The organism is Erythrobacter sp. THAF29, from assembly GCF_009363635.1.
GTDB lineage: Bacteria > Pseudomonadota > Alphaproteobacteria > Sphingomonadales > Sphingomonadaceae > Erythrobacter.
In genome coordinates, this window is the sequence record NZ_CP045392.1 from 1,702,381 (window position 1) to 1,725,518 (window position 23,138).

The window sequence follows — 23,138 nt, forward strand, 5'->3', positions numbered from 1 at the left end:
GCTACCATTCCTTCACATCGTCGGCCGCCTCAGCCGAGGCTCCCTTGGCATCGCGAGTCTTGCCATCGAGGTATCCTTTGACGGTCCCGATCCGCCGGTCCCCTTGTTGTTGGACCCGACCTACATTCCGGGCGATGTCTTCACGCTCGCTTGAGGGGGCGCCAAGGCTCCCTGGTACCCCGCCAAGCCGTACCGATCCCCGCACGCCATCTGCGCTGCTCACAGCGGGTCGAGCGACGGACGCAAAGGGCGGCAGAGCCAGGTCATCCGCGATCTCGGCATTGAGCTGGTTCGCATAGCTTTCGACGAACCGCGCCTGGAGTTTCTGGCCCCGCGCACTCATCTGGAAATCGATGTCGTCGAAGCGCACCGGCCCATAGTAGTCGCGGTTACCATCGATCTCCGCCATGCCCCATTCGCGATAGGCCTGGCTGAGGTTGAGCGTGCCTGCGGCATTGGCACTTTCGTACCAGCTTGCTTGGTTCTCGAGGCGGCTGGCGATCTCCTCGGCTCGGCGCGCTTCGCGGGTGTAGCTCTGCGCTTCGGTGATCGACGTGGTGATCCCGGCCGAGCTGCTTGACACCAGCGCCTCCGAACTCGAACTCGTTTCACGCAGGAAGCCTTCGCGCGTGCTCGACCAGCTGCGACTGTCCGAGATCTGGCTCAGCGCGCCCATGATGCGCGAGCGATCCTCGGAGGCGATCCCGATATCACTGTCAGTCCAGGTCTGGTTCCGACCACCCTTTAACCCGAGGGTGCCCTTGATCGAGCCTCGTTCTCCTTTGACCCCGAGACCGGCATCCCCGTTCAGGAACCAGGACACAGTAATGTCGTCGGCCGCGCGGCGCGACAGCCCGAACTGCTGCTGGAGTGTTTTCGAGGCGTTGTCGACTTCGCTGAAGGCGCTGCCGATGCTGTCGCTCGTTGACGTGCCACTGACGCTCTCGTTCGAGCGCGAGCGGGTGTAGGCATCGCGCAACTCGCTGAAGCGGGTGACAGCCGAGCTCGTCGATTGCTGGGCAAGGTTCGAGAATGTCTCGCTCTGGCCGCGGCTCTGGCTCGCCATGGTCGCAAGCCGGCTCGAGAAGTCCTGCCCTAGCGTTGGTGTGAACGGATAGCTCGAGGTCGGCACAGTCGCGAACTCGGCCTGCGGGAAGCCGGTGGTTTGGGTGCCGTTTTCGCCCGTCGTTCGCGTCTGCGCGGCGCCGTAGCCAATGTTGGGAGCAAGGCTGGCTTGCGCAAACTGGCGCGAAAACACGTTCGAGTTCTCAAGGCTGGAATTGCCGAGCGAAATATTGCCGGTGCTCGCTTCGCGCGCCGCCTCTTCTGCCGCGTTCTGGCTCGGATTGAGGTAGCTGGTTGCCTGGCCCGATATTGCGAGCGCGCCCCTGGCGACGCCGCCTGCAAGGAACGGTATCGATGCGACGAGGTAGCCGGCCAGGATCCCGATATCGTTGTTGACGTCGGTCATGCCGGAGAAGGTCGCGAGGCTGAGACCGGTCGCGCCGCCCGCTGCCGCCACATCGCTCGCGCCCTTGAGCATCAGGATCATGTGCAGGATGACGAACAGCGGCCCCCAAGCTGCCAGATAGAAGAAGCCCGTGACGTATCCTCTGAGAGCGATCGGTCCGGTCTTGGGCATCAGGAACAGTGGGAAGAGCACCGGAAAAAGCGCGTAGAATACGACCGTCAGGACGACATTGAGGATCGGGACCCATTTCATCGCGTTGTGCGCGATCGAGGAATAGGTCCGTTCGGTTTGGATGTCGGCGCGGGTCTGCGCGAACACATCGACGCTCGATGCACCGCTAGCTCCGGCGAAGCCATGCATCGCCTGGTTCATGGCGTTGATGGTCAGAACCTGGCGGAAGATGCTGCTTGCATCCTTCGAGACGCCGGTGAGGTATTGATAGGCAATCGGCAGGTCTGCGATGAGCTTGGCCTTCGCGAGCGCCTCGGTCTGCCGGGGGTAGAGCTGGCGCCCGGCGACCCGTGTCATCTCATCAATAAGCCCGGCCCACTGGTTGGAGAGCGCAGTGTATGCTTCGCGGCAGGTGATGATCGTGGCCGTGACGCTATCGTCCGCCTGCCGGGTGAGGAAGCGCTGTGCCCGCGCGGCACTGCCAGGCGCAATGGTCGCCCAGATATCGTTGCTTTCGGACAGTTCCTTCATCGAGTAGCGGCCGAGGAGCAGGTCGTAGAACACGCATTGCCGCACATGCTCGTCGAAATTGGCGGCAAACTCGGGATCGGCAATGCGCAGGGACCGTGTCGCTTCGAGCAGGCGCGCGCCATAAATCATGCCGTTCTTCGAGTAGTTGAGATCGTCGGGGAGGCCGAAGACGAGCTCGGCGGAGCGGGTAAGGTAGTCGCCTGCCTGACTGGTGAAGCTTGCCATGAGCGCGAGCCCGAGCGGGACATTGGCGACTGTCGCCGGAGCGAGGCTCGGATTGACACGGTCGGTGACCTGCACATCCATGCGCGGCACCATCAGGCACATGTAGATGAGTGTCGCGCCGAGGAACCAGTTGAGCCAGGCGCGCCAGTCCTGGTTGAACGCGACGACAATGACCGCAAGCGCCATGCCCATGACCAGCGCCACCTGGATCAGGCTCTTGTAGCCACCGGCCCCGGTCCACGCGGCGACGGCGTTCAAGACATTGACGATGTATTCGCCGCCGCCGGTTGTGAAGATCTCGACCATGTCGCGGCCTCAGGGGATAATCGAGCGCGACTGGAGCCCGCGCGACCAGTCGAGCGCTGCCGACATCGAGGGCGACATCGAGGCGGCAAGGGCGTTCTCGATCATCGCCGTTTTCTCGATGATCTGCATGATAGCGGAGACCTTGGCCTGTCCGGTGGCCTGTCGCTGGACGAGCCCCGAACGCACCTCAGCAACCTGGCCGCGCCAGATCGCGAGCTTGGCTTCGTCGGCGGCGATGAAGCTCGCCATCGAGCGCCCGGCTTCCGACACGATCCGGTCGAGGATGGCATAGAGCAGGTCGATGCTGGCGATCTCGGCGAGCGTGTCGCGGTCGTCAGTCGGCATTCCGCGCCCATAGGCGGCCTGGACGGTAAGGATCTTGTACAAGGGGACCGAGGCGACCTGCAGCAATTCCTTTTCGGCATTGCCGATCGCGGTGTCGGCCCGGATCGCATCGACCATGTTCCCGATCAGGAGCGTGACCCGCGGGCGGATGGCCTTTGCATTCGATAGGCTCATCTGCTCGAAGGTGGGATTGAGGCAAAGATCGGTCTCGTCGCAGCGGAAAACGCGAACAGTCTGGCCCTGCGTCCCGTCGAGCAGTGCGCTCACCAGGGTGGATGAAGCATCGCCTGCGAAAGGCACGAACTTGCCTGCCTCGTCGTCCTTGGGCGGCACATAGATCACCGTGCCGATCAGCGTCATGGCGTATTCGGCAAGCTCGCGGTCGAATGTGCCGCCGGGGTTGAAGAAGGCGCTCTTTTTCAGAACGTGCCAGGTGTAGTTGCGCGCCACGCCCGGATTGATGTCGGCGTAGTCGGCGCCGGCGCCTTCATTCGTTGAGGCGCGCTGCCCGCGCGTGCCGCAGCCGTGTTTGGCTGCGGCATAGTCCGTGAAGATGCCTTCGGAATTCCCGATCGCTTCGCAGATCGCCTTGTCGGCGAGATCGCCCTTGGGCCACAGGCCTCCGACCAGCCCCTGCGCCATTTCGCAGGAGTTGATCGAGAGGTTGTTCATGAGCTGCGCCTTCTGCGAAAACTCCTGCATGATCTTGTTGCACTCGGGGCAAACGGTGTCGATCGCGAGGCTGAAGGCGAACCCGACCGCGTTGTTCGCCACGGCTTTCAGGAGCGCGACCATCTCGCTCGCATTGATGAAGGAGAAGGAGCCCGCGAAGATGTCGATCCCGCCGCAGCCCGCGCGGGCGCGGGGCAGCTGTAGGTTGGCCACGTTGGTGGTCTTCTGGGGGAAGCGCGTCCAGACATTGCCGAGGCTGTAATAGCCCGCCGACTGGCCTTCGAAAGCGGTCGGGCCGATGACATTGGCCGCCGCGCCCATGTCGTCCATGAACCGGTCCATGCTGTCGCCGACATTGGCGGCGACGGGTGATGCGACCATGCTGGCAGCGGCGAGGGTCAGCGCCGCGTTGCGAATGCTAGTAATCATGTCCGGCTTCCTTCGAGGTGAGGAGATAGATGCGGTCCTGCAGCTCGTCGGCCGAGAGCACGCCGTATCCGATCGGGATCGGGCGCTTGGTCGCGCTGTCCCACAGCACGAGCGCCGGGGTGGCCTTGCCTTCAAGACCGAGCCTGGCGCGCTGGTTGGTCTCGACCTTGTAGTCCGGGAAATGGCGCGAAGGACCGCCATCGGTCGAGATGGCGCGCACAGTGATCCGCCAGCGGTCGGCGACTCCCTTGACGATGGGGCTCATCACTTCGCACGGGCCGCAGGTGGCGCTGAAGAAATAGAACAGGCCGTAGCGCTCGGAGAGCCGTGCCATGACGCTGTCGCGCTCGGCGCTGCGGGCGTCCTGCCACTGCTTCTTGGCGACCGCTCCGACGGGGCGTTCGAGCGTGTAGTCGAGTTCGGGGTCCTGCCAGATCGCCCGTTGCCAGACATCGGAGAACAGCGAGGCGCGGTCGAGCTGCGCGCGCTGGAAACGGATATAGGCTGCGACATTCGCTTCGGTCGGATAGAGGATCGCGCGCGCCTTCAACTCGCGCAATTCGGAGGTGATCGCATCGAGTTCTTGGCTGGCCGCGACCGGTTCGGCTTCGGGCGTTTGCGGTTCCTCTGCGGGCACAGGTTTGACGCAGTAGAACCAGTAGCCGAGCTTTCGCTCTTCGCAGTAGAGCGCGTCGGCGTCGGTGATCGATGCCGTCTCCCGAGGTTCCTGGGCATGCGCCGAAGCGGCGGCGAGCGCAGTGAAGCTGAGTGCGAGCGCAGTCAGGTAGTCCAGATGGGTCATTGACCGCCCCTTGCGTAATAGTCGTCGATCTTCTGCTGGATGAGGATGGAGGTCTCGAGCTCGTCGGGCAGCCGCGCGGCCTCGGTGAACTCGGCATAAACCTCGCTGAAATCCATGCGGGAAAGATCGAGCTGAGCGAACTCGTCGAGGGTGAAGCCCTCGCATTGTTCTTCCTTGGGCTTGTCCCAGGGCTTGGGAAGCTGCTTGCGGCCCTGTTCCTGCAAGATGCGCGAAAGCTTGCTCTCGAAGCAGCAATAGGCCTTCTTCTTGGTCAGGCAGACGCCAAGGAACTTCTTTGAACAATATGTGCCCACAAAGGCGCACAGGCCCTGCGCATCGCGCTGGTGGAGCAACACTTCCTCGCGGTCGCAGCCGAGCGCGACCAGCAGGCTGATCCCCGGAATGAGCGGGAAACCCTTGCCCTTGCAGCAATTGAGCACGCCGAAGACCTTGGACGAGCAGGTGTTGCGCGTTCCCCGGAACAGCGTCAGCGTGTTCGGGTCGAATTGCCCGCGCGCCTCGTCCATCGCATGGAGCGCGGTGACTGCATCCTTGAACTCGTCATTAGCGGTGCGCTCGATCGTCTCGCAGCTGCCATCAATGCAATAGACATCGCCATCGCAGACATATTGCGTGGTGTTCTCGGTATCGGGCAACGGGCATTCGTAGATGCGCTCCCAGGTCTCGCACGGAAGTTCGTCGGTGAGGCATTCCTCGCGGACGAAGCGGCAGGTGCCCTGGCTCTCGATGTCCGAGCAATCGGTCGCCGCTTCGCGCGAGGTGCAGGTGTAGCTGCGCTGCCATTCCCAGCAGGGCCGCGTCACCGAGACGCCGTCGATCACGCGTGTCTGCGGATCGGCATCGGTGCAAATCTCTACATCGAGCGTGCAGTCTCCATTGTCGGCAAAACCCGTGCACTGGCTCTCGTCTGGAACCGCATCGACCGTGCTGTCTGTGGTGACCGCATAAGGCGTGTAGCGAGGATCGGGCGCATTGCAGGAGATTTCGGCAATCGGATCGCCCGGCTCGGAGCAGAAGCGGTTGAACCCGTTGTCCCACCACTGGAGGCACGGGCCGGGGCGATAGCCGGTGATGCGGCACGAGCCGCCATCGAAGGCCGAGCACCAAGGAAGACCCTGGTAGATGCCGGTGTCGTTGCAGAGATAATGCCATTGCTGGCGCTGCGTCACGCTGGCGACGAGCGGCACCGCGCATTGACCCGCCGACTGGTCGATCCGCGTGCCGGTGTTGCAGGTCGCGGTGTAGGTTCCCGCAGAGCCCGAGCCGGGCGGCAGCGGGACGCAATTGCCCTGGCCGCCCGAGATATCCATGCCGCTGGTGTATTCAAGCGGCGTCTCGTTGATCGCGAGACTGCGCGCGATCACATCCTCGATCTCGTCTGGATCGAAGCGTGCGCGGTTGGCGATGCTGTCGCGCATCGCGCGATAGCCCTGGTGCCCGGTGGCCACCGCCGCGGCATTGCTCTCGATCCGGTCGGGATCGTCGGCAAGCGTTTCGAGGTCACGCACGGCATTGCGATCGTAATTGGGGAGGGTGGATGCGTCGTGCTGCGAGTTGGCGGCTGCCTGCGCTTCGCTGCGCAGGCTTTCGCCAAAGGCCTTGCCGTCAGCCCGCGCATCCTGCTGCTGCGCGGAGAGGGGCGCGGCGACGGCGAGAAGAGCGAGCAGTCCCAGACGAAGCGATTGTGTGAGCCTCATGGCCGCTCTCCTTCAAGGCGGCGGAGATGGAGACGTGCAAGCTGCGCGCCCGGACCGCCTCCTGAAGCAAAGGTGTCGAGCACTTCGGCCACGCTGATATTGCCAGCGATGCGGTCGTGCGGCGGAAGGATGTCGCTGCAGTCGAACCCGTCGCAGGGGGCAAAGTCGCTCGCGATCATCACGAAGCTCGGAGCGACCTCGATATCGAAGGCGCGGAACAGGCGCGGGTCGATCCCGAGCGCGCCGGCTTCATGGCCATCGCTCCAGATCGCGGCGATGCGTTTCTTGAAGCGCGCGCTGTCGCCTTGCGGGAACCCGCGCAGCACGGTGACGCCGCCCGCCCTCGCGACATCGTGAACCAGCGCCTTGAGCGAGCGTTCCGGCATTCCCAGCGAGGCAAAGGCAATGAACCGGGGCGTCTCGCCCATTGCCGCCACTTCGGCATCGGCCTGGGCGCGGATCATGCCATCGAGATCGAGCGGGCCGGTATCGGCAGTCGCTTGCGCCGCTTCTGCATAGGCTGCGCGGTTCGCGTGGGCCGTTTGTTGAGCGGCGCGCGCGTCCTCTGCCAGCGCATCGGCTTTTGTCTTCACCGACGTGGCGAGCGCTTCGGCATCGGCGCTATGCTCGCTGGCGCGCGCGCGGATTTCGGCAAGATCGAGTTCGGGCGAACTCTCTTGCGCAGACGCGGCAGCAAAGGCGGCGGCGGTCGCAAGGCTGATAGCGACCAGCAGGGGGAAGGCGATTCTCATAGCGCGCAGCAATTCCTCTTGCGCCAGACGAGGTATCCCATGTCTTCGCCGATGGCGGGGATGACCTGTCCGGGGGACTGGAAGGTGGTGGAGGCACCGATAGGCGGGCAGGCGAAGCGGCCCTTGGTTGCCGGATTGGGATTGGTGGCCTGGAAGCGGTATTGCTGCTTGCGCATCACCGGCATCAGGTATTTGCCGCACAGGCCCTTCGATCCCATCGTGCCCCACGAAACGAGTTCGCGGTGGAGCTTGTAGGCGAAGCGCGAGAGCACGAGCCGCGAGGCCTGGACATGTCCGATCGAGGCCGAGACGTTGCCGTTCATCGGGTACATCGAACCCTGGCAGCCCGCGCACCAGAACATCTCGTCGAGCGGCAAATTGGCGGTCGATGCCGCGCAATCCGCAGCGCAAGCGGCAAGCGCCAGCGGGTTGGCGAAGAGCACCGCTTCGGGGTTGATGATCGCGGTGAGCTCGCTGTCCTGCCACAGCGGATCGATCTCGGAGATGTAGAGGATGTCGATCGAACCGGGCTCGAGGCACAGGAAATCGGCGACGATCTCCATCCAGTAGATCAGCGGATAGGCATACCAGTGGACATGCCAGCTCGAATAATACTGGCTTGCGCCCCCCACCGCCGAAGGACCCGAGATCGAGCGGAAGCCAATATCAAAGCCGGGATCGAGTTTCATCCCGCCGAGGTTGACGAAGCACCAAGGCTTCATACTGACATCGGCGAGCCGGACCGGCTCCCAGAACCCCATCGCGATGCCGGGCCGAAGCCCGCACAGGCACACCGGTAGGTCCGGATTGTCGGGATCGGGGCGATTGCTCGGCCAGATTTCGAGCCCGCCGACCGATATCGGGAACAGGCACGACCAGCAGATGTCGGTGATCGGGTTGACGAATTGCCCGGTGCACTTGCCCGGACCGGCATCGGCCGAAGCCGGTGATGCGAATACCAGCGATAGCATCGCCGTGAACAGCACCAGGAAGGCGCGGATGCTGCTCATGGCTGTGCCTTCCGGGGCGGCAGCGCGATCTCGCTCACTTCGAGCATCCGGCCGTTCTGGCGCACGCGCGCAGGCGTCGCCCGAATTCCGAATTTGTCGGTGAGCTTGCCGCCCTGGTCGAAATAGAACCTTCGCTGGCGGGCCTTCATCAGCTCGAGCGGCGCACCCTTGACGAGGATCAGCTTGGCATTGACTTCTTGCCTCAGCGACCAGGCGACCTGCGCCGGATCGTCGCCGTCGAGAAACAGGAGGTCGCCGCGCAGCTTGACGCTGTCGAGCGGATTGACCCGGGTTCCGGCGGCATGGATCAGCTCGCCTTTTGCGCCCCGGATATCGGCAGCAAGCGTAATTGTCGGATCGAAGGCCCATTGGCGGCTTGCGCTTGCGCGGATCACGCCGGCAACCGGATCAGGCCGGTTGACGCGGGCGATCGTACGACGCTTGAGTTCCTCGTTGAGCCGCGCGGTCTCGCCCGACTTTTCCATCTGCGCGAGGCGAGCATGGATCTGTTCGAGCAGATCGCGCTCGATCACGGGGAAGACCGCGCCGCGCTGGCCATAGTCTCGCGCCTGCAGGCTGGCCGGGAGCGCAGCGAGGAGAAGCGCGCCAAGCGGAAAGAGGGAGCGCATCACAGGATCGCCCTCCCGCTGCCAAGGATTTGTCCGCGGCACACGAAGCCGATTGCGCCATAGCGGCTGTCGAGCCCGCGGGGATGGCTGGTGCCGGTGTAGTAGCAGCCCTCGGGGATGACGCCTTTAGGCCCCCGCGTGAGCGGGACACCGAGACGGGTGACCTCGAGCAGGCTCGCGACCTGCTTCCCGTTGATGAAGACCGCATCGCCCTCGTGGCGCACGACATCGCCCGGCATGCCAAGCACGCGCTTGCCGAACATCTGCGGTCCTTTTCCGAAATGCCTTTCGACCAGCTCGCTTTGCGGCGGCTCAAAGAAGATCAGGCTGCCGCGTTCGATCGGCGCGTGCTTGTCGAGCCAGAACGCCCAGTTGGACAGGCTCGGGCTCGCATTGATGAGGAACGCGTGGTCCTTGCTGAAGGCATCGAGCGGCGCCCAGGCAAGCGGCAGCAGGACCAGCCCCGAGAGCAGCAGCGGACGGCGGATCGAGCGGGTCAGGCTCATGGCTGCTTCTCCCCGGCGAGCTTGTCCGCAATGCGCTGCTCGAGTTCGGAGGTTGCGTCTTCGGCAGCGCCCGCGAGCACGGCCTCGGCAACCAGCACCACGCGGCCGTCATGGCCCATGTCGGCGACGGCGCTTTCGGCGGCTTTGAGGTATGCAAGGCTCGCCGCCTGAACGACCGCCGGATCGGCATCGGCGCGCGCGGCTTCCTCGACGAATGTCCCGATGGTCTCGGCGAGCCGGACCGTGACGATCCGCTGCTCCGGGGAGCTGGTGACCTGCTGCGTGATCCACGCACCCCACAGGAGCGCGGCAACGAGCAAGGGTAGAGCGAGGAGTTTCGGGCCCAGCTGGCTAAGCGGGAGGTTCAGTCTATCCATGGCGGGGAGATCCTTCGGCGAGGCGGCGATCGAGGCGGCGCAGGAAAGCCGGCAATCGCAGCAGGGCGAGGCCGCCGGCTGCGATGAGGAATGCGATCTGGAGGTCTTGGGCAAAGAAGCGGCGCGCGACCGGTTCAGCGGTGCGGTAATGGTCGGCAAGATTGCCGAGCTGCGCGAACAGCGCCGTGAGATCCCAGCCTGCTACAGCCAGGAACACGAACAGCGGCAGGCCGAGGACCAGCAGCAGCGTGCTCGCCGCGAAGCTTGCCGTTTCGATCAGCACCAGGCAGGTGCCCTGGAACAGCGCCAGCCAGTCGATCACACGGTGCTTGTCGCGGGCTTGTCTGACTGACGGAAGCGGCACGCGATCTACGAGCGTGGTGGTCTCGAGCACCATCACATGCCTCCTTCCACGCCCGCGACCAGCGCGACTGCGCGCTCCAGCGGCATGCCGTTTTCGACATGGCGGTGGATCGCGGCATAGGTGTCAGGATCGGAGGAGAAGATGGTTGCCGAGAGTGGGTCGAGCACCAGGCGTCCAACGGCTTCCATCTCGGGACCTTTGAGGTAGATCTCGCTGTACTCGGTGCCCGAGCGCTTGAGGCTGCGGATCAGCGTCTCGGTCCGGTCGTCCATGTCGAGCCGGGCCTCCTTGCGGAAATCGGCAATGGTCTCGGGCTTCTGCTGGAGCACCAGCATCCAGTCGCTGTTTTCGAGCGCGGCCCGCGCGCCGTCGGATTTGTAGTAATCGTTCAAGGACTGGGTGGCAGTGGCGAGCGCACCCCCGTACTTGCGCGCGGTGCGAGCATAGGTCTCGACGAACTCGCCCATCGAACCACCCTTGAGCATGGCCCAGGCTTCATCGATCAAAAGCAGCTTTTTGGTGGACCGCGAGCTGCGCGTCATCGCCTGGCCGGTCATGAACATGATCGCCGAGAGGACAACGCTTCGCAGTTCCTCGCGGGACGCAAGGTCGCTCATCTCAAAGACGGTGAAATCGTCTTCGAGCGCGAAACTCGCCTTGCCGGAGAAAAACCCGGCATAGCTGCCGCCGCGGCAGAAAGGCGCGATCGCGGTCGCCAAATCCCTGCCCGCCTCGTTTTCGCTTTGATGGAGGGCATGCGCGACATCGTCGATCGCGCCGCCGCTGCCGAGCGCTTCCCAGACCTGCGTCACCGCGCGGTCGATGAGGCCGCGCTCGGTGTCCGAGGGCGCGGCGCTTGGCCGCGCCATCTGGCTGACGATCGCCTTGATCATCGCAAAGCAGTCGAGCCGGTAGTCCTCGTCCTCATGCGCGCGGGCATCGTCGACCATCGAGAAGGGATTCAAGGAGAAGCCCGAGGCGAGGGTGAACTCGACGAAGCGCCCGCCCTGCAGCTTTACCGAATGCTCGAAACTGCGTCCGTCATCGATCACCACGACCTTGGCGCCCGCGCCGCGCAGCGCGGCGCACAGCTCCTGCAGCAGCACCGACTTGCCCGAGCCCGACTTCCCGCAGATCGCGATGTTGTGGTTGCCCGCCGCGTTCTCGAAGGGTGACCAGAAGAAGGGCTGGCCGCGCCGGCCGAGAAGCAGCAGGTGCGGGATAGTGCCGCCGAGATACTCGCCCTGCAGCGGGGCGATATGGGCCGCGGTGGTCGAGAGCATGGTCCGAAAGCGTTTGAGCCGCGCAAGGTCGTGGACCAGACCATCGGCGAGGCTCAACGGGAACGCCGCGACGAGGCCCTGGAGCTGGAGGAAGCGCTCGTCGGCAAGGTCCCATCCGGCCGCCTTGTAGATCGCCTTGACCGTGCGCTCATGCGCATCGCCTTCGCCAAGCGGCGAGATCGTGGTGAGACCATAGAACAGCTTGACCAGCTTCTTGCCCGCCTGGAGCTCGGCCTGGACGTGTTTCCATTCTGCCGACTGCTCGGACAGTTTGGGCAGGAAACGTGCGCTCTTCGTTTCCGACAGGCTGGTGGTGCGCATGAACTTGTAGCCTGCGCGCGCCGAGGCGGCTTCCTGGTCGGGATAATGCAGGCACAGCATGGTCGCAGCCGGGCAGGGAAAGCGCAGTTTGTCGGTGAACATGTCGCCGATGAGCCGCGCGCATTCCCACGGTGCCCAGCGCTCAGGGGTAGAGCGCACGCCGTAATGGCGCACATCGAAGCGGTCGGGATAGCATTCACCTACCTGCGGCACGCCATCTCGCGAGCGCCCGGTCTCGCGGAAGCGCTCGGTGCGCAAGATCAGCCGGTCGTCCTCGACTTCGAGTTCGATGTCGCGGCGGATCGCTTGCGCGTCGAGCGTGTCCTCGCGGTTCCAGTGCGTGAGATCGGGTTCGCGCGCGGTGGTCGGCGAGGTGAGCTCGTCGACCAATGCGAGGAGGCCTGCGGGCTCGAGCCTGTTCGATGCAAGGCCGAGCGAGTTCAGCATCCCCGACATCCCGTCGCGGCATTCGGTGAGTTCTGCATCGGTGACGCTTCCGGGCACCGGAACGCCGAGCGAGAGCACCAGACGCACATGGCGCGCATGGAACGGCGCGTGTGCCGAGCCCGACTTCCAGACGAGATCGTAGAGCCGGTTGGTGCGGGCTTTCGCAATCGCTTCGTAGATCCCGCCCTGCTCGTAGCGCGGTGCGAACCACGGGCCGACGATGGCGCCGATGCGCGGGGACGCGAAGTTCAGCACTTGGAGGCACGCGCCTTGCGGCAGGCTCTCGGAAAAGAACTGGCCGAGGATCTCACCTGTCCGCTCGTCGGCGCCGATGAGCGGGGTGACTTCGAGAATGAAGCCCTTCGAGTGCGCGTTGCGGTAGAGCCCCGGGCCCTCGTCATAGACTCGGTACGGAAGCCAGTCCGACAGCATGTCGAGCGCGAAACGCGGCTGCGCATGGTCGCCCCTTTTCGCATCGCCGAACAGGCCAGCAAGGAGCGCGTCGCGCGCAGAGGATAGCGAGAGGTTCACTTGGGCTCTCCTTCGGGCAGAACGGGGTGGGGCACCTGGCCGGGGGAGGGGGGACGACCAGGTGCCCCGGGGTCCGGCGCTTTGGCGCCGGGCAGCTCCGTCAGATCCTGCGAGGGGATGACCAGGACATCGGGAGGCTGCTGGGGGGAGGGATTGGGATGCTGGAAAGGAATTGCTTCTGCGGCGGCGGGCGGGGCGACTTCTGCTTCAGCCGGACGCGCCAGTGCGCGAAGCACGTCGCCGGTCGAACGCGGCGCGCGCCAGCGCTCGGCAGCGCGATCGGGCAGCACGACATGAACAACCCGGGCCTCGTGGATGCGGCCCGCCCCGTCGCGGTAGCCCGCAACAACGATCCGCAATCCGCGATCACCGGCCCTGTGCGCTCCCGCAGAGGCATGACCGGACCGTTCTGCCTGTGAAACGCGGGTCGCGGCATCGTCGATCATCGAGGTCGGCGCGCAGCTTCCCTCCGGTGCCCGGCAGGAAAAGTCGCCCTTGACGTTGCCGCCAAGCGTCGCACAGCCGGCGATCATCAACGCGAGAATTGCCGTCGCTCCGACACGGGTCGCACCGCCGCTCATTGCTTCGATCCGGTCTTGGCATTGGCAAAGGCGCGCAGTGTCTTTGCATCACGGTAGCCGTGCAGCACCGCACCGTCGCGCGCCCGGACGATTACCGGGGTTCCGGCAAAGCCGTTGGCCTGTGCAAAGGCTTCGTTGGCATCGAGCGCAGCTGACTTTTTGCAGGTTGCGCGCGGTTCGAGGTGCTTGCCGGTGTATGCGGCATGGAGCGCCTCGACCGGGTCGGCGGCGCACAGCACCGCCTCGGACAAGCGGCGGCTCGACGCGCCGAAGATCGAGATCGGCCGTTCCTCGACAAGAACGCCTGCCTTTTCGAGTTCGCCGGTGAGCCGCTTGCAGTAGCCGCACTGGAAATCCGAGAAGACAACCAGCTTCAGCCCCTTGGGATTGCCCCACAGGATCGCGCCTTCCTTGGGAAGGGCTTTAAGATCGACATGCGTCGCGACCTGCCTGTCGCGGGTTTCGGCAACGTCATGGCGCCCTCCAGTGTCCTCGCCGGCGTGGCGGGCTGCGCCGGCGGCGAGCAGGTCGGGGTTGAGTTCGAGCAGGCGCGCGGCAGTCACGTCGCGCCGCTCCTCCATGTCGTAGAGCCGCCCGACGAAGAGGTAGCGTGCCGCTTCGTCGATGTAGAATAGCGTCTCTCCCGAGACGACCTCGCACCATGGCGCGAATGTCGTGCAATCGAGCGCGTCGATCGGCGTTCTGGGCAGACGAAGCTTGAGCGCTTCAACCACATCTCGCGTGATCGCGGCCTGCGCGGGCATGGCGGTTACGATCGCGACGCCGCTTGTGAGGAGGGCTGCTGCGCTGGCGGCAGCGAGCGATATGTGCGCGGCGCGCGCCTTGAGGCCGGGCCGCTGGTTCGAATAGTTCATTGCGGTGTGCTCCTGACATGGACGCCGTCGAGAAAGACGATCTCGACTGCGATGCCGGTCGGCATCTCGACGACGGGTTGGTACTGTTCTGCGCGTTCGATGAGGTATTTGGCTGTAGTGTCGGCGGCTTCGCCCGCGCCCTGGCCGAGGCCGCCTGCGAGGATGTCGGTCGGCGAAAGCGCCTCGCGCCTGCCGTCGCTGCCGACAGGCTGCGCAAAGATGCCGTTGGCATTGGCCGAGAAGCCGCGCCCGAACCCGCCGACGATCCCGGCAAGCAGCGCCTGGCTGACAAGGCTGCCTTCGCGGCTGACGACATTGCCGCGCACGCCCGACTTGCCGGCAAAGGCGATGAACCCCTTGACCTCGCTCACCGCGAAGCGTCCGCCCGGTTGCGCGCAGGTCATGCGCACGAGCTTGACGTAAACCTTCTCGGCCGAGAGATCGCCGCGTGCCGCGCCGTTGACGAGGCAGCCGGTGAGATCGGTGGTGAGCAGCTTGTCGCCTTGCAGCACCGAGCGCGCCGGCCCGGTGATGCGCAGCACCACGGGCAGCGGATCGCTCTGACTGGTCACGCCCGTCGAGGCGTCGACCCCGACGATCACGGTGGCAGGTGCATAGCTGTTGGGCGGGAGATAATCGCGGCTTGCCTCGAGCAGCAGCGGCGGCGTGCTTTCGGTTGCCTTCGCTTTGGCTGCGCCCGGCTTTTCGGATGAGAAGCTCAGCAGGCTCGCCTTGGGTTCGCTGGGTGGCTCGAGCGGTCCGGGAGCGAAACCCGGAGTCCGCGGTTCTCCTGCGTCAACTGGCGTGACCGGGGGATTGGCGCGGACGGTTTCGAGTTCCGAGCGCAAGGCGGCGTTCTCCGCCGAGATCGCATCGATCGCAGCTTGCCCGTCGCTCAGCATCCGCGCGTTCTCGCCCCGCAGCGTTTCGAGCTCCTGCTCGATCGAGGCCTTGGGAAGCTGGCTTTCCTGCAGGTCTTTGATCGCGCGGCCCTGCGCATCGAGGCGGTTGCCGTAAGTGGCGACGAATTCGCGCTGCGAGAGATTGCGATTGACCAGCGCGCCGGTCTCGATCGTGGTCGCGCCCACGCCGTCGGCGCCGGCTTCATCCTCACCACCGAAGATGAACATCGAACCGGCGATGAGTGCCACCCCGCCGATCCCGGCGAGCAGCAGCTTCTGCTTCTGCGCCACCGTGCGGTTGAGATTGCGCCGGGCTTCGCCGCGCGTCTCGTCCTTGGGCGCTGCCGCGGGCGTATCGCGTGTGTCGGGATCGGCCATTACTCGAGCCCTCCCTTGGTAAAGACAAGGAAGGCCTGAGTGCTCTCGCCAGGCTGAAGGCTGTCGCGGCCATAGGCAAAGGCCAGCGCCCCGGCCGGCGCCTCGCGCTCACCGGCAAGGTCGACGGGCGCCGAGCCAAGATTGCGTAGAGTAAAGGCTTGGCCGATCAGTTCGGCGCCTTCGTATTCCGCGACCTGCTGCACTTCGAGGCTGTCGGTGTGGCGTGGTCGCGAAAGTTCGGCACGGGCGCGGAAGCCCGGCAGGACCCCATCGCTGGCCATCGCCTCGATCAGCCGGATCGCGGCCTCGTCGCGGGTCGGGGCTTGGCCTTCCCACTCGCTCGCCTGGGATTTGGCGAGCGCGGGATTGGTGACGAAGAGCTGGCTCGCTTCCTCGCCTTCGACGCGGCAGGTGAACTTGTAGACATAGCCCGCGCTGCTCGTCGCGAAGAAGCTGACCCTTGCGCTCGCATATTGCAGCGGCACCGAGACATAGATGTCGCCGCGCACCGGCTCGTGGGTCACCTCGAAATCGTTGTAGGGATAGCCGCTCGCCATCTTCGAGACATTGCCGAAACCGTCCTCGATGAGGGCGATACGGGTCAGCGCGCCGCGTGCGAGCACGCAGTCGATCGCGGCGCCATCAGCGGCCTCGACGAACTGGTCGGCATGTGCCGGTGAAGCGTAGGCGGCCGTGGCGATTGCCAGCGCAACGCCGGTCAGCGCGGCGGGGAAGGGGCGGGATAGGAGTGTCATGGGTTCTCCTCCTCGTTTTCGGTTGGGAGCTGGCGGAAGCCGGTAAGGCCGAGACTGAGGCCGCGGCGGTTCCAGCTGAATTCGAAGCTGCGCTCTTGGCTTGCGATCACCTGCGCACCGACGAAGGTCTTGAGCGTGCCGGTGACGACAGCGGTGAGCGCCTGCGCGTCGACCTCCATCCGCGAGATGACGAAGGCCTGGCTGATGTCCGAACCGCGCTGCTCGTCGACGATCTTGACGAGCTCGGCCTTGAGGCTCCCGTGCGCTGACGGATCTGCCACCTTGAGGACCTGTTCCATCCAGTAGTCGAGGCTCTCGGGTGCGCGATTGAGCAGCATGAGCGCGGTGTCGCGGGTTACGAGTTCGAGGTAGTGCGCATCGGTACCGCCGCTCCCGAGCGTCAGGCGCTCGGTCGTGACAGGCACCAAAATGACGCTTTCCTCGCGCGTCGCCGCCGCGCCGACCGCCAGCAGGCTGGTAAGGCCCAGCACGGCTGACAGCGCGGCGAAGCGGTTGCGCTGCTTGAGGTGGCGCTGCGCTTCTTCGTAGGCGAATTCGTGTCTCATGGGTTCCTCCCTCAGCCTGCAAGCAGGCGGCAGTGGGAGGGCGGCGTGGCTTTAAGACCGAGGAAGCTCCCCGGCAGATACCAGTAGGCAGCATGGACCAGTTTCGACCCGGCACCTGACGCCTTCGCCTTTCGAAGGGTGAACCAGGTGAGCCCGGACAGGGCTGTGCCGATGAGGATGTGCTGCGAAAGGATGCCCCACGCGAAGGGGACGAGCAGTCCCGCAAACTCGTCGATGGTCCAGAAGCCGATGAGCTCCGGGTCGTCGAGCCGCCGTGGAACGAGGTATCTGTCGGCCATGCCGCCCTCCCGTCGTTAGACCGCGATCAAATGGTTGCGGTCACGACCGAGGTGACGATCGGCACGCCTGTGCCGACGCCAATTCCGACACCGACCGGGACCGCGACCTGCCCAAGGGCGAAGCGGCCCGAGGCGAGCGCGATCAAACCGCCGGCAAGGCTGAGGACGGTGATGATCTTGCCGCCCGAACCTTCGAGGAAGTCAGTGAACTTCTGCAGCGCCGGATCAAAGGTCGTGTCGGCACCGGCATAGGCGGCACCGGCGCAGGCGAGCGCAATGGCGGCCGGAAGAATATAGTTGCGGGCACGAATGCCTTTGCTGGATTGGCGCTGAAGAGTGATTGCTTTGGTCATCGAGGAACTCCGTTTCGAACATTGGCAGCGATGCGTTCGCTGTATGTTCTTTCCTCGATTGGAAGGCAGGGTGTAGGAAAACGGAAACTGCAGCACGCGGTATTCCGACCAAGAGAAATCGTCGATTCTGGGCAATCTGACCGGGTTTTGCGCGATCGGTGCAGACATTGCGGCCAAGAATACCGATCATTGCGCCACCCATACCGAAATCTGAGATCGAGGGACCGGAATCTGCGCGAATCAAATCGTGTGACGATGAGCCGGTTTCCTACGTGTTCCTTATTTGTTCTTTTTCCTTTCCTACAGTTTGACGCGTTGCCTAGCCTGTTGGTGATTCGCTAAAGATCACCGGAAGCAGGAACAATGGCGCGAAACGCAAACGACAAATGGGAAGAACTATCGCGAGGAGTCGCAGCTTTCCTCGACCATGCCGTGGACGAAAGTGGCAAGTCCCGGCGGACGATTGCCGCACAGACGAATATCAACAAGGACGCGCTCCGACGCATCCTCGCCGGGACACGGTCAGCCACACTGCCAGAGGCGCTGGCCATCCTTGACGCGAGCGGACACGCGCCGCGCACCTCCCTGATGCTGGCACTCGCGGGGTACTCGCAGCGTAGCGAGGATTGGCAGAATAGCGGCGTGCTGGAATTTCTTGAAACCTTCATAAGCGAGTTGCCGTCTGCTTTGGATCAGGCGCTGGGCGAGAGGCTGCTCGATGTGAGACCGCGCTGGGCAAAGGGGACCGCGCACCGCACCGCCGGTCTCCTGTCGGATCACCTCGCGCAACTGGAGCGGCAGGATGAACAAAGCTTCGCTCTCTGAAATGACGACCGGTCTCGAAACGGACGCGGAAGCCGTTCCTGTCGAGCCAACGCCAGACCGGCTCATTCGTCTTCCCGAGGTCATGGCGCGCGTGGGCCTGCGCCGAACGGCAATCTATCAGCGGATGCGCGAAGGCCGTTTTCCAAAGTCGCGTTCGCTCGGTCCCCGTTGCACGGTTTGGGTCGAATCCGAGATCGATGACTGGATCGGTTCTGTTGTCGAACGCACCGACGAGATATGTCAGAACACGCCCCGAATTTCGAGATGATCATGTCTTGCGTCCCGTCACTGCTCCCATAAACGCCCTCTGTCCGGCTAGCCGGAAAGCACTTCGATTATCCGGCATTCGCCAACCGCTCCGTGCTGGCAGTCGTCGACCATATGGCGCAGTTCGGTTCGCAGTTTTCGCAAGTCACCAAGCTTCCGATCCACTTCGCGTAGGTGGAGGCTGGCAATAGAGTCCACGGCTTCGCACGATTGCGATGGATCATCCGCCAAAGAAAGCAATTGGCGCACCTCCGCCATGGTGAAGCCGAGGTCGCGTGCGCGGCGGATAAACCGCAATCTGGCCAATTCGGTCGGGCCATAGTCCCGGTAGTTGCCGGCGGTGCGTGGTGGTTCCTCCAGCAATCCGGTCCGTTCGTAGTAGCGGATGGTTTCGGCGGTCGTGCCGGTCTTCCGCGCCAGGGCACCAATCTTCATGGGTTTCTCGCAATGCTTGACCTTGTAGCCACTACAAGGTGCATAAGACAATTCGAGGATGCAAGCAGAACGGTAAAATCCTGTGGCAAAGAAGGACATTATTGAACTTATCGAAGCTGAGCGGCGCGTTTTCCGTACCGCCAGGCAGTCTGGTGACCGGGCTTTGGCTTGGACCGCGCTCGAGCGAGAACATATTCTGGGCCAGGGCTTCTTCGGGCCGCACCTTCGTTCACATATGACGATGCTGGGCTATGCGGTTGAAACCCGCGATGGCCGGGAAGTTCTGGGGCAGGTCATACGTCTTTCGCTCGCTCCCCTTGGCAATCTCACCGGACGGCTTCCTTGGGGGAATACCGGACGCGCAAACGTGAGCGCGTTCGCGCCAATGCCATACCCGGACGACCTCTCAGAGGTTCTTACGATCTCTTCTGGCGAAGCTCGCTAGCTCGCGCCATGGCAATTCTCTCCAACGAACAGGTTGAACGCCTCTACGACAAGAACGCGGGAATCTATGACCGATTGGTCTCGGGGTTTCGGTGGGCCGGTCTTGGTCGCTGGCGACGCGATCTGGTTAACCGGCTTGAACTCAACGCCGGCGACCATGTGGTGGATCTGTGTGCTGGCACCGGCGCAAACCTCGCGTTTCTGCTTGAGAGAGTAGGACCAAGCGGCAAGGTGACGCTGGTCGACCTTTCGCAAGGCATGCTCGACCAAGCCCGTCGACGAGCGAAGCGCCTGCGAGCAAGTAATGTCGAATTTGTGCAGTCAGACGTAGCCGCCTTCCGCTTTCCGAGCGAGACCAGCGCAGTCATCAGCACCTTTGGACTGGAAATGCCACCTGACTACGCCGCGATCATCGAGCGCGCCTCGGCTGCTCTCCCGACGGGTGGCCGGATGGCCCTGCTTGGCCTGAAGCACCCCGAGCGCTGGCCGCGATGGCTGATTGAAATCGGCATATTGCTGACCAAACCGTTCGGTGTGGCGCGGGAATATGAAGAGTTCCGCCCTTGGCTTCCAGCACGCCAGTTTCTGCGTGAAGTTCATTTCCGCGAGTTTCTGGCCGGTTGTGCGTATGAATTCGTCGGTGCCAAATCGTGATCATGAAAAGACAAGCGCTCAGACAGCCGTGGTTGCGCGAGCTTTGCAAGGCTCCTAAAGGGTTGAGTAACGTGCCGCGTTTTGTGTTGCCCTTCCTTGCGATCATCGCCATTCTTTTCGGTAGTGTCCTATCGTTACCTGACGCGCATGCTTCAGAAGGCGAAAGCTTCGTTCATGCGGCCGATCACGTTTATGCGCATGGGGCGGACCACTTCGATAGCAATGATCCCGAGCCGGACCATGATGGTCAGGACCATTCGGCAACGCATCATCACAATTGCAGCTTCAGCCTCGCCGATAGTGGAGTGTTCCTGGGGTCGCCCTTTGCGCGCACGAATAGCCTGAAGGGTCCGCTGGCGACTTCGATGCTCACCTCGCGCGCGCCGCCGGTTCTGATCCAACCTCCCAAAGCCTGACAGCAAATCATGTGCGAGTGCGCCTGCGCGTGCGCTCGATTGGTTTCAGTCAGGAGATACAATAATGCGGTGCTTTGCACTGGCCGCGGCCTTGATTGCCGTGTCCACGGGTTCGCCAGTATTGGCACAGGAAACAGTTACACTCGAGGAAGCGCTCGCTCGAGCGGGCGTCGGCATTGAAGGGGAAGATGACCCTTCCAGCAATCCCCGGGTTTACGGCCCTCAGGCGGAGGCCGAAGCCGCGCGTGCGGCTATCGACCAAGCACGCCTCCGACCCAATCCCGAGCTATCGCTCGAGGCCGAGAACATCGCGGGCTCCGGCGCTTTCTCCGGGCTGCGGTCGACCGAATATACCCTAGCGATCGGTCAGCCGCTCGAACTCGGCGGCAAGCGAAGCGCACGCATCGCGAGCGCACGCGCATCGTCCGATTTCGCCGGCTTGCAGAGCGAATTTGCCTTGTCGCAACTCGCTTTGGGGGTGCGCGAGCGTTATGTGCAGGCTGTCGCCGCAGGCCAACGCCTCGTTCTCGCGCGGGAAATCGTCGAGCGAAACCGTGAACTGACGCGGATCGCCAACGTGCTTGTAGAGGTCGGGCGGGAGCCGCCTCTTCGAGCTATGCGTGCACAAGCTACGCTTGCCGAGGCGGAGGCCGAATTGCAGGCTGCACAAGCAGACGATTTAGCAGCACGTCAGGCGCTCGCGGCTCTCTGGGTATCCGGACAGCCCAATCCCGCAGTATCGAACGTCTTTCCTGACTTATCGCCGCCCCTTGCACCGCCGGTTTCCGAAAATCCGTTGCAACTGCGCATTGCGGGCGCTCGAACCAGCTTTGCTGAAGCCGAAATTGCGCGTGAGCGCTCGCTTGGCGTTCCCGACCCAACGCTGTCGGCAGGCGTGCGCCGTTTTGAGGAAAGCAGCGATCAAGCGTTCATCGTCGGGATTTCCATTCCGCTTCCCTTTCGCAACCGCAACCAGGGCAACATCGCAGCCGCCGAGGCGCAATACCGCGCGGCAAGCGCGAGCGAGGCGATAGCCGAGGCGGACTACCGCGTGGAGTTCGAGCGGACGCGAACGCTTTATCTGGCCGCCGAAACGCGTGTGGAGACCCTCTCCAGCGCATCCCTGCCGCAGGCTGAGGAAGCGCTCAGGCTCGTCGAAATCGGCTACCGCAATGGCAGATTTCCGCTGATCGAAGTTCTGGCGGCTGCCGAAGCGCGCGACGCCATTCGTGAAAATCTGATTCAGGCAGAAGAGACCCGCGGCCTGCTCGCGGCGCGGCTCATCTGGCTCACCACACAGTGAGGCCCATTTCCATGAAACGTAGCCATTTGATCGCCGTAATCGGTGTCCTGATCTTGCTGGCCGCCTTGGCCTCGGTCTTCTGGCCCGCTGACTCAAACGGGCCCGACCAGCAAGCGGAACAAGGTGAAAAGAGCGAAGTCCCCGAAGGCGTTCTGCTGATCGACGCGAAGCAGATCGCAGCTTCGTCGATAGAAATCGAAGCTGTCCAATTCGGCGCAGCAACGGAGCTTGTATTCCCAGCGACCGTCGCCGCGGCGCCGAATGCCAGCGCACGGATCGATGCGCGTGCATCCGGTGTGGTGAGGAGCGTGAACAAGATGCTGGGCGATTATGTCAGGCAGGGGGAGGCGATCGCGCGGATCGAGAGCGCTGATGCTGCCGGACTGGCTGCGCAGGTCGCTGCCGCGCGTGCGCGGGTCAATGAACTGTCTGCGCTCTACGACCGCGAAAAGCGGCTGTTCGAGGCCAATGTGACGGCCCGGCAGGATCTCGAAGCGGCGCAGGCCAATCTGCAAGTGGCAAGATCGGAGCTGTCACGCGCACAAGCTGCATCCGCCGCTGCTGGTGTCAGCGGGGATGGACGTTCGCTGGCCGTGACGAGTCCGATTTCAGGGCAGATCACCAGCGCGCCGATCGTGCTTGGCTCCTACGTCTCCGCCGGTGAAGAGATGTTCCAGATCGTGAACGCGAGCGGCTTGCAAGTGCAGGTTGCTCTGCCCGCCAGTGATGCTGCGAAAATTAGGCCCGGCGACGAGGCAACGCTGGAATTCGGAGAGGAGCGGGAGATCGGCGGACGTGTGCGCTCGATAACCCCCGCGCTCGATCCGGAAAGCCGCAGCGCAACCGCAGTTATTTCGCTCGCTGGAGCGGTCCCCGGATTGCAGCCAGGCGCATTCTTGCAGGCGCGCATCCGGCCCTCAGGTGAAACCGATGCGACCTTGATCTCGGTGCCTGAATCCGCAGTTCAGATGGTCGAAGGCCGTGAAGTGGTGTTCGTTCGCACGCGTACCGGCTTTCGGGCGATGCCTGTCGTGACGGGATCGCGCTCGGGAGGGCGCATCGTGATCGAGTCCGGATTGCAGAATGGCCAGCGGATCGCGACCGAAAACGCCTTCCTGCTCAAAGCCGAACTCGGAAAAGAGGAGGCCGAACATGGACATTGATCGGTCTGAAAGCGGCTTCGAGGAGGAGCGCA

Annotated in this window: 26 protein-coding genes; 7 read left to right on the forward strand and 19 right to left on the reverse strand. The window is 63.8% G+C overall.

Annotation, left to right across the window (positions count from 1 at the left end; all coding sequences use genetic code 11):
* Position 1: 1 nt before the first annotated feature.
* The 18 genes from FIU90_RS08240 to FIU90_RS08325 are packed head-to-tail and all read right to left on the reverse strand — an operon-like array spanning position 2 to position 17,599.
* Positions 2 to 2,704 (reverse strand): conjugal transfer protein TraG N-terminal domain-containing protein, encoded by a 2,703-nt coding sequence (locus tag FIU90_RS08240; RefSeq protein WP_137675986.1) that lies wholly within the window; start codon positions 2,702 to 2,704, stop codon positions 2 to 4.
* A 9-nt stretch (positions 2,705 to 2,713) separates the two neighbouring features.
* Positions 2,714 to 4,150, reverse strand: coding sequence for a conjugal transfer protein TraH (locus FIU90_RS08245; protein ID WP_152434333.1), 1,437 nt, complete (start codon positions 4,148 to 4,150; stop codon positions 2,714 to 2,716).
* Positions 4,140 to 4,952: a conjugal transfer protein TraF gene (locus FIU90_RS08250; RefSeq protein ID WP_152434334.1), complete on the reverse strand. Its 813-nt coding sequence runs from the start codon at positions 4,950 to 4,952 to the stop codon at positions 4,140 to 4,142. The genes FIU90_RS08245 and FIU90_RS08250 overlap by 11 nt, the downstream gene beginning before the upstream one ends.
* Positions 4,949 to 6,670 (reverse strand): conjugal transfer protein TraN, encoded by a 1,722-nt coding sequence (locus FIU90_RS08255; protein ID WP_137678740.1) that lies wholly within the window; start codon positions 6,668 to 6,670, stop codon positions 4,949 to 4,951. The genes FIU90_RS08250 and FIU90_RS08255 overlap by 4 nt, the downstream gene beginning before the upstream one ends.
* Positions 6,667 to 7,422, reverse strand: a complete 756-nt coding sequence (gene trbC, locus FIU90_RS08260; protein ID WP_137678739.1) for a type-F conjugative transfer system pilin assembly protein TrbC — start codon at positions 7,420 to 7,422, stop codon at positions 6,667 to 6,669. The genes FIU90_RS08255 and trbC overlap by 4 nt, the downstream gene beginning before the upstream one ends.
* The gene (traU, locus tag FIU90_RS08265; RefSeq protein WP_137678738.1) at positions 7,419 to 8,432 is read right to left on the reverse strand and encodes a conjugal transfer pilus assembly protein TraU; all 1,014 of its coding nucleotides are present in this window, start codon (positions 8,430 to 8,432) and stop codon (positions 7,419 to 7,421) included. Before traU ends, trbC begins: the two co-directional genes overlap by 4 nt.
* Positions 8,429 to 9,061, reverse strand: coding sequence for a type-F conjugative transfer system protein TraW (gene traW, locus FIU90_RS08270; RefSeq protein ID WP_137678737.1), 633 nt, complete (start codon positions 9,059 to 9,061; stop codon positions 8,429 to 8,431). The genes traU and traW overlap by 4 nt, the downstream gene beginning before the upstream one ends.
* Complete coding sequence (locus FIU90_RS08275; RefSeq protein ID WP_137678736.1) at positions 9,061 to 9,567, reverse strand: S26 family signal peptidase; 507 nt, start codon at positions 9,565 to 9,567, stop codon at positions 9,061 to 9,063. Before FIU90_RS08275 ends, traW begins: the two co-directional genes overlap by 1 nt.
* Entirely contained in the window at positions 9,564 to 9,944 is a 381-nt protein-coding gene (locus tag FIU90_RS08280; RefSeq protein ID WP_137678735.1) for a TrbI F-type domain-containing protein, read from the reverse strand. Before FIU90_RS08280 ends, FIU90_RS08275 begins: the two co-directional genes overlap by 4 nt.
* On the reverse strand, positions 9,937 to 10,341 hold the full coding sequence (locus FIU90_RS08285; protein WP_137678734.1) for a hypothetical protein: 405 nt from the start codon (positions 10,339 to 10,341) through the stop codon (positions 9,937 to 9,939). The genes FIU90_RS08280 and FIU90_RS08285 overlap by 8 nt, the downstream gene beginning before the upstream one ends.
* Positions 10,341 to 12,890, reverse strand: a complete 2,550-nt coding sequence (gene traC / locus FIU90_RS08290; RefSeq protein WP_152434335.1) for a type IV secretion system protein TraC — start codon at positions 12,888 to 12,890, stop codon at positions 10,341 to 10,343. Before traC ends, FIU90_RS08285 begins: the two co-directional genes overlap by 1 nt.
* A complete protein-coding gene (locus FIU90_RS08295) occupies positions 12,887 to 13,423 on the reverse strand; it encodes a hypothetical protein (protein ID WP_152435765.1) in 537 nt (178 codons plus the stop codon). Before FIU90_RS08295 ends, traC begins: the two co-directional genes overlap by 4 nt.
* Positions 13,424 to 13,467: 44 nt before the next feature.
* Positions 13,468 to 14,346 (reverse strand): DsbC family protein, encoded by an 879-nt coding sequence (locus FIU90_RS08300; RefSeq protein WP_137678732.1) that lies wholly within the window; start codon positions 14,344 to 14,346, stop codon positions 13,468 to 13,470.
* Positions 14,343 to 15,626, reverse strand: coding sequence for a TraB/VirB10 family protein (locus tag FIU90_RS08305; RefSeq protein WP_152434336.1), 1,284 nt, complete (start codon positions 15,624 to 15,626; stop codon positions 14,343 to 14,345). The genes FIU90_RS08300 and FIU90_RS08305 overlap by 4 nt, the downstream gene beginning before the upstream one ends.
* Positions 15,626 to 16,381 (reverse strand): type-F conjugative transfer system secretin TraK, encoded by a 756-nt coding sequence (locus FIU90_RS08310; protein WP_152434337.1) that lies wholly within the window; start codon positions 16,379 to 16,381, stop codon positions 15,626 to 15,628. The genes FIU90_RS08305 and FIU90_RS08310 overlap by 1 nt, the downstream gene beginning before the upstream one ends.
* Entirely contained in the window at positions 16,378 to 16,947 is a 570-nt protein-coding gene (locus FIU90_RS08315) for a type IV conjugative transfer system protein TraE (protein WP_152434338.1), read from the reverse strand. Before FIU90_RS08315 ends, FIU90_RS08310 begins: the two co-directional genes overlap by 4 nt.
* A gap of 11 nt (positions 16,948 to 16,958) precedes the next feature.
* Positions 16,959 to 17,246, reverse strand: a complete 288-nt coding sequence (gene traL / locus FIU90_RS08320; protein WP_152434339.1) for a type IV conjugative transfer system protein TraL — start codon at positions 17,244 to 17,246, stop codon at positions 16,959 to 16,961.
* Between the two features lie 26 nt (positions 17,247 to 17,272).
* The gene (locus tag FIU90_RS08325; protein ID WP_011413834.1) at positions 17,273 to 17,599 is read right to left on the reverse strand and encodes a hypothetical protein; all 327 of its coding nucleotides are present in this window, start codon (positions 17,597 to 17,599) and stop codon (positions 17,273 to 17,275) included.
* Between the two features lie 363 nt (positions 17,600 to 17,962).
* Between FIU90_RS08325 and FIU90_RS08330 the strand changes: the two genes are divergently transcribed.
* The gene (locus FIU90_RS08330) at positions 17,963 to 18,424 is read left to right on the forward strand and encodes a hypothetical protein (protein WP_138615241.1); all 462 of its coding nucleotides are present in this window, start codon (positions 17,963 to 17,965) and stop codon (positions 18,422 to 18,424) included.
* 1 nt (position 18,425) lies between these two features.
* Entirely contained in the window at positions 18,426 to 18,692 is a 267-nt protein-coding gene (locus FIU90_RS08335; protein ID WP_086438276.1) for an AlpA family transcriptional regulator, read from the forward strand.
* 47 nt (positions 18,693 to 18,739) lie between these two features.
* On the opposite strand, the gene FIU90_RS08340 is transcribed toward FIU90_RS08335, so the two are convergent.
* Positions 18,740 to 19,126: a helix-turn-helix domain-containing protein gene (locus FIU90_RS08340; RefSeq protein WP_007163832.1), complete on the reverse strand. Its 387-nt coding sequence runs from the start codon at positions 19,124 to 19,126 to the stop codon at positions 18,740 to 18,742.
* 82 nt (positions 19,127 to 19,208) lie between these two features.
* Between FIU90_RS08340 and FIU90_RS08345 the strand changes: the two genes are divergently transcribed.
* The 5 genes from FIU90_RS08345 (at position 19,209) to FIU90_RS08365 (ending at position 23,106) form a co-directional block, all read left to right on the forward strand.
* Positions 19,209 to 19,571: a DUF3703 domain-containing protein gene (locus FIU90_RS08345; RefSeq protein WP_086438277.1), complete on the forward strand. Its 363-nt coding sequence runs from the start codon at positions 19,209 to 19,211 to the stop codon at positions 19,569 to 19,571.
* Between the two features lie 8 nt (positions 19,572 to 19,579).
* The gene (locus FIU90_RS08350; RefSeq protein WP_086438278.1) at positions 19,580 to 20,224 is read left to right on the forward strand and encodes a class I SAM-dependent methyltransferase; all 645 of its coding nucleotides are present in this window, start codon (positions 19,580 to 19,582) and stop codon (positions 20,222 to 20,224) included.
* A gap of 71 nt (positions 20,225 to 20,295) precedes the next feature.
* Positions 20,296 to 20,640, forward strand: a complete 345-nt coding sequence (locus FIU90_RS08355; RefSeq protein WP_007163835.1) for a hypothetical protein — start codon at positions 20,296 to 20,298, stop codon at positions 20,638 to 20,640.
* A gap of 121 nt (positions 20,641 to 20,761) precedes the next feature.
* Positions 20,762 to 21,943 (forward strand): TolC family protein, encoded by a 1,182-nt coding sequence (locus FIU90_RS08360; RefSeq protein ID WP_234029459.1) that lies wholly within the window; start codon positions 20,762 to 20,764, stop codon positions 21,941 to 21,943.
* A gap of 11 nt (positions 21,944 to 21,954) precedes the next feature.
* Positions 21,955 to 23,106 carry an efflux RND transporter periplasmic adaptor subunit gene (locus FIU90_RS08365; RefSeq protein WP_152434341.1) on the forward strand — a complete coding sequence of 384 codons (1,152 nt, stop codon included), beginning with the start codon at positions 21,955 to 21,957 and terminating at the stop codon, positions 23,104 to 23,106.
* The last annotated feature ends 32 nt before the right edge of the window (positions 23,107 to 23,138 follow it).

Bases quoted from the DNA above. Each gene is read 5' to 3' on its own strand.
- FIU90_RS08315 (WP_152434338.1), bottom strand. From the start codon at position 16,947: ATGAGACACGAATTCGCCTACGAAGAAGCGCAGCGCCACCTCAAGCAG.
- FIU90_RS08240 (WP_137675986.1), bottom strand. From the start codon at position 2,704: ATGGTCGAGATCTTCACAACCGGCGGCGGCGAATACATCGTCAATGTC.
- FIU90_RS08250 (WP_152434334.1), bottom strand. From the start codon at position 4,952: ATGACCCATCTGGACTACCTGACTGCGCTCGCACTCAGCTTCACTGCG.
- FIU90_RS08255 (WP_137678740.1), bottom strand. From the start codon at position 6,670: ATGAGGCTCACACAATCGCTTCGTCTGGGACTGCTCGCTCTTCTCGCC.
- FIU90_RS08340 (WP_007163832.1), bottom strand. From the start codon at position 19,126: ATGAAGATTGGTGCCCTGGCGCGGAAGACCGGCACGACCGCCGAAACC.
- trbC (WP_137678739.1), bottom strand. From the start codon at position 7,422: ATGAGAATCGCCTTCCCCCTGCTGGTCGCTATCAGCCTTGCGACCGCC.
- FIU90_RS08300 (WP_137678732.1), bottom strand. From the start codon at position 14,346: ATGAACTATTCGAACCAGCGGCCCGGCCTCAAGGCGCGCGCCGCGCAC.
- FIU90_RS08325 (WP_011413834.1), bottom strand. From the start codon at position 17,599: ATGACCAAAGCAATCACTCTTCAGCGCCAATCCAGCAAAGGCATTCGT.
- FIU90_RS08245 (WP_152434333.1), bottom strand. From the start codon at position 4,150: ATGATTACTAGCATTCGCAACGCGGCGCTGACCCTCGCCGCTGCCAGC.
- FIU90_RS08285 (WP_137678734.1), bottom strand. From the start codon at position 10,341: ATGGTGCTCGAGACCACCACGCTCGTAGATCGCGTGCCGCTTCCGTCA.
- FIU90_RS08295 (WP_152435765.1), bottom strand. From the start codon at position 13,423: ATGATCGCCGGCTGTGCGACGCTTGGCGGCAACGTCAAGGGCGACTTT.
- FIU90_RS08280 (WP_137678735.1), bottom strand. From the start codon at position 9,944: ATGGATAGACTGAACCTCCCGCTTAGCCAGCTGGGCCCGAAACTCCTC.
- FIU90_RS08350 (WP_086438278.1), top strand. From the start codon at position 19,580: ATGGCAATTCTCTCCAACGAACAGGTTGAACGCCTCTACGACAAGAAC.
- FIU90_RS08365 (WP_152434341.1), top strand. From the start codon at position 21,955: ATGAAACGTAGCCATTTGATCGCCGTAATCGGTGTCCTGATCTTGCTG.
- traW (WP_137678737.1), bottom strand. From the start codon at position 9,061: ATGCGCTCCCTCTTTCCGCTTGGCGCGCTTCTCCTCGCTGCGCTCCCG.
- FIU90_RS08275 (WP_137678736.1), bottom strand. From the start codon at position 9,567: ATGAGCCTGACCCGCTCGATCCGCCGTCCGCTGCTGCTCTCGGGGCTG.
- FIU90_RS08335 (WP_086438276.1), top strand. From the start codon at position 18,426: ATGACGACCGGTCTCGAAACGGACGCGGAAGCCGTTCCTGTCGAGCCA.
- FIU90_RS08305 (WP_152434336.1), bottom strand. From the start codon at position 15,626: ATGGCCGATCCCGACACACGCGATACGCCCGCGGCAGCGCCCAAGGAC.
- FIU90_RS08330 (WP_138615241.1), top strand. From the start codon at position 17,963: ATGGCGCGAAACGCAAACGACAAATGGGAAGAACTATCGCGAGGAGTC.
- traL (WP_152434339.1), bottom strand. From the start codon at position 17,246: ATGGCCGACAGATACCTCGTTCCACGGCGGCTCGACGACCCGGAGCTC.
- traU (WP_137678738.1), bottom strand. From the start codon at position 8,432: ATGAGCAGCATCCGCGCCTTCCTGGTGCTGTTCACGGCGATGCTATCG.
- FIU90_RS08310 (WP_152434337.1), bottom strand. From the start codon at position 16,381: ATGACACTCCTATCCCGCCCCTTCCCCGCCGCGCTGACCGGCGTTGCG.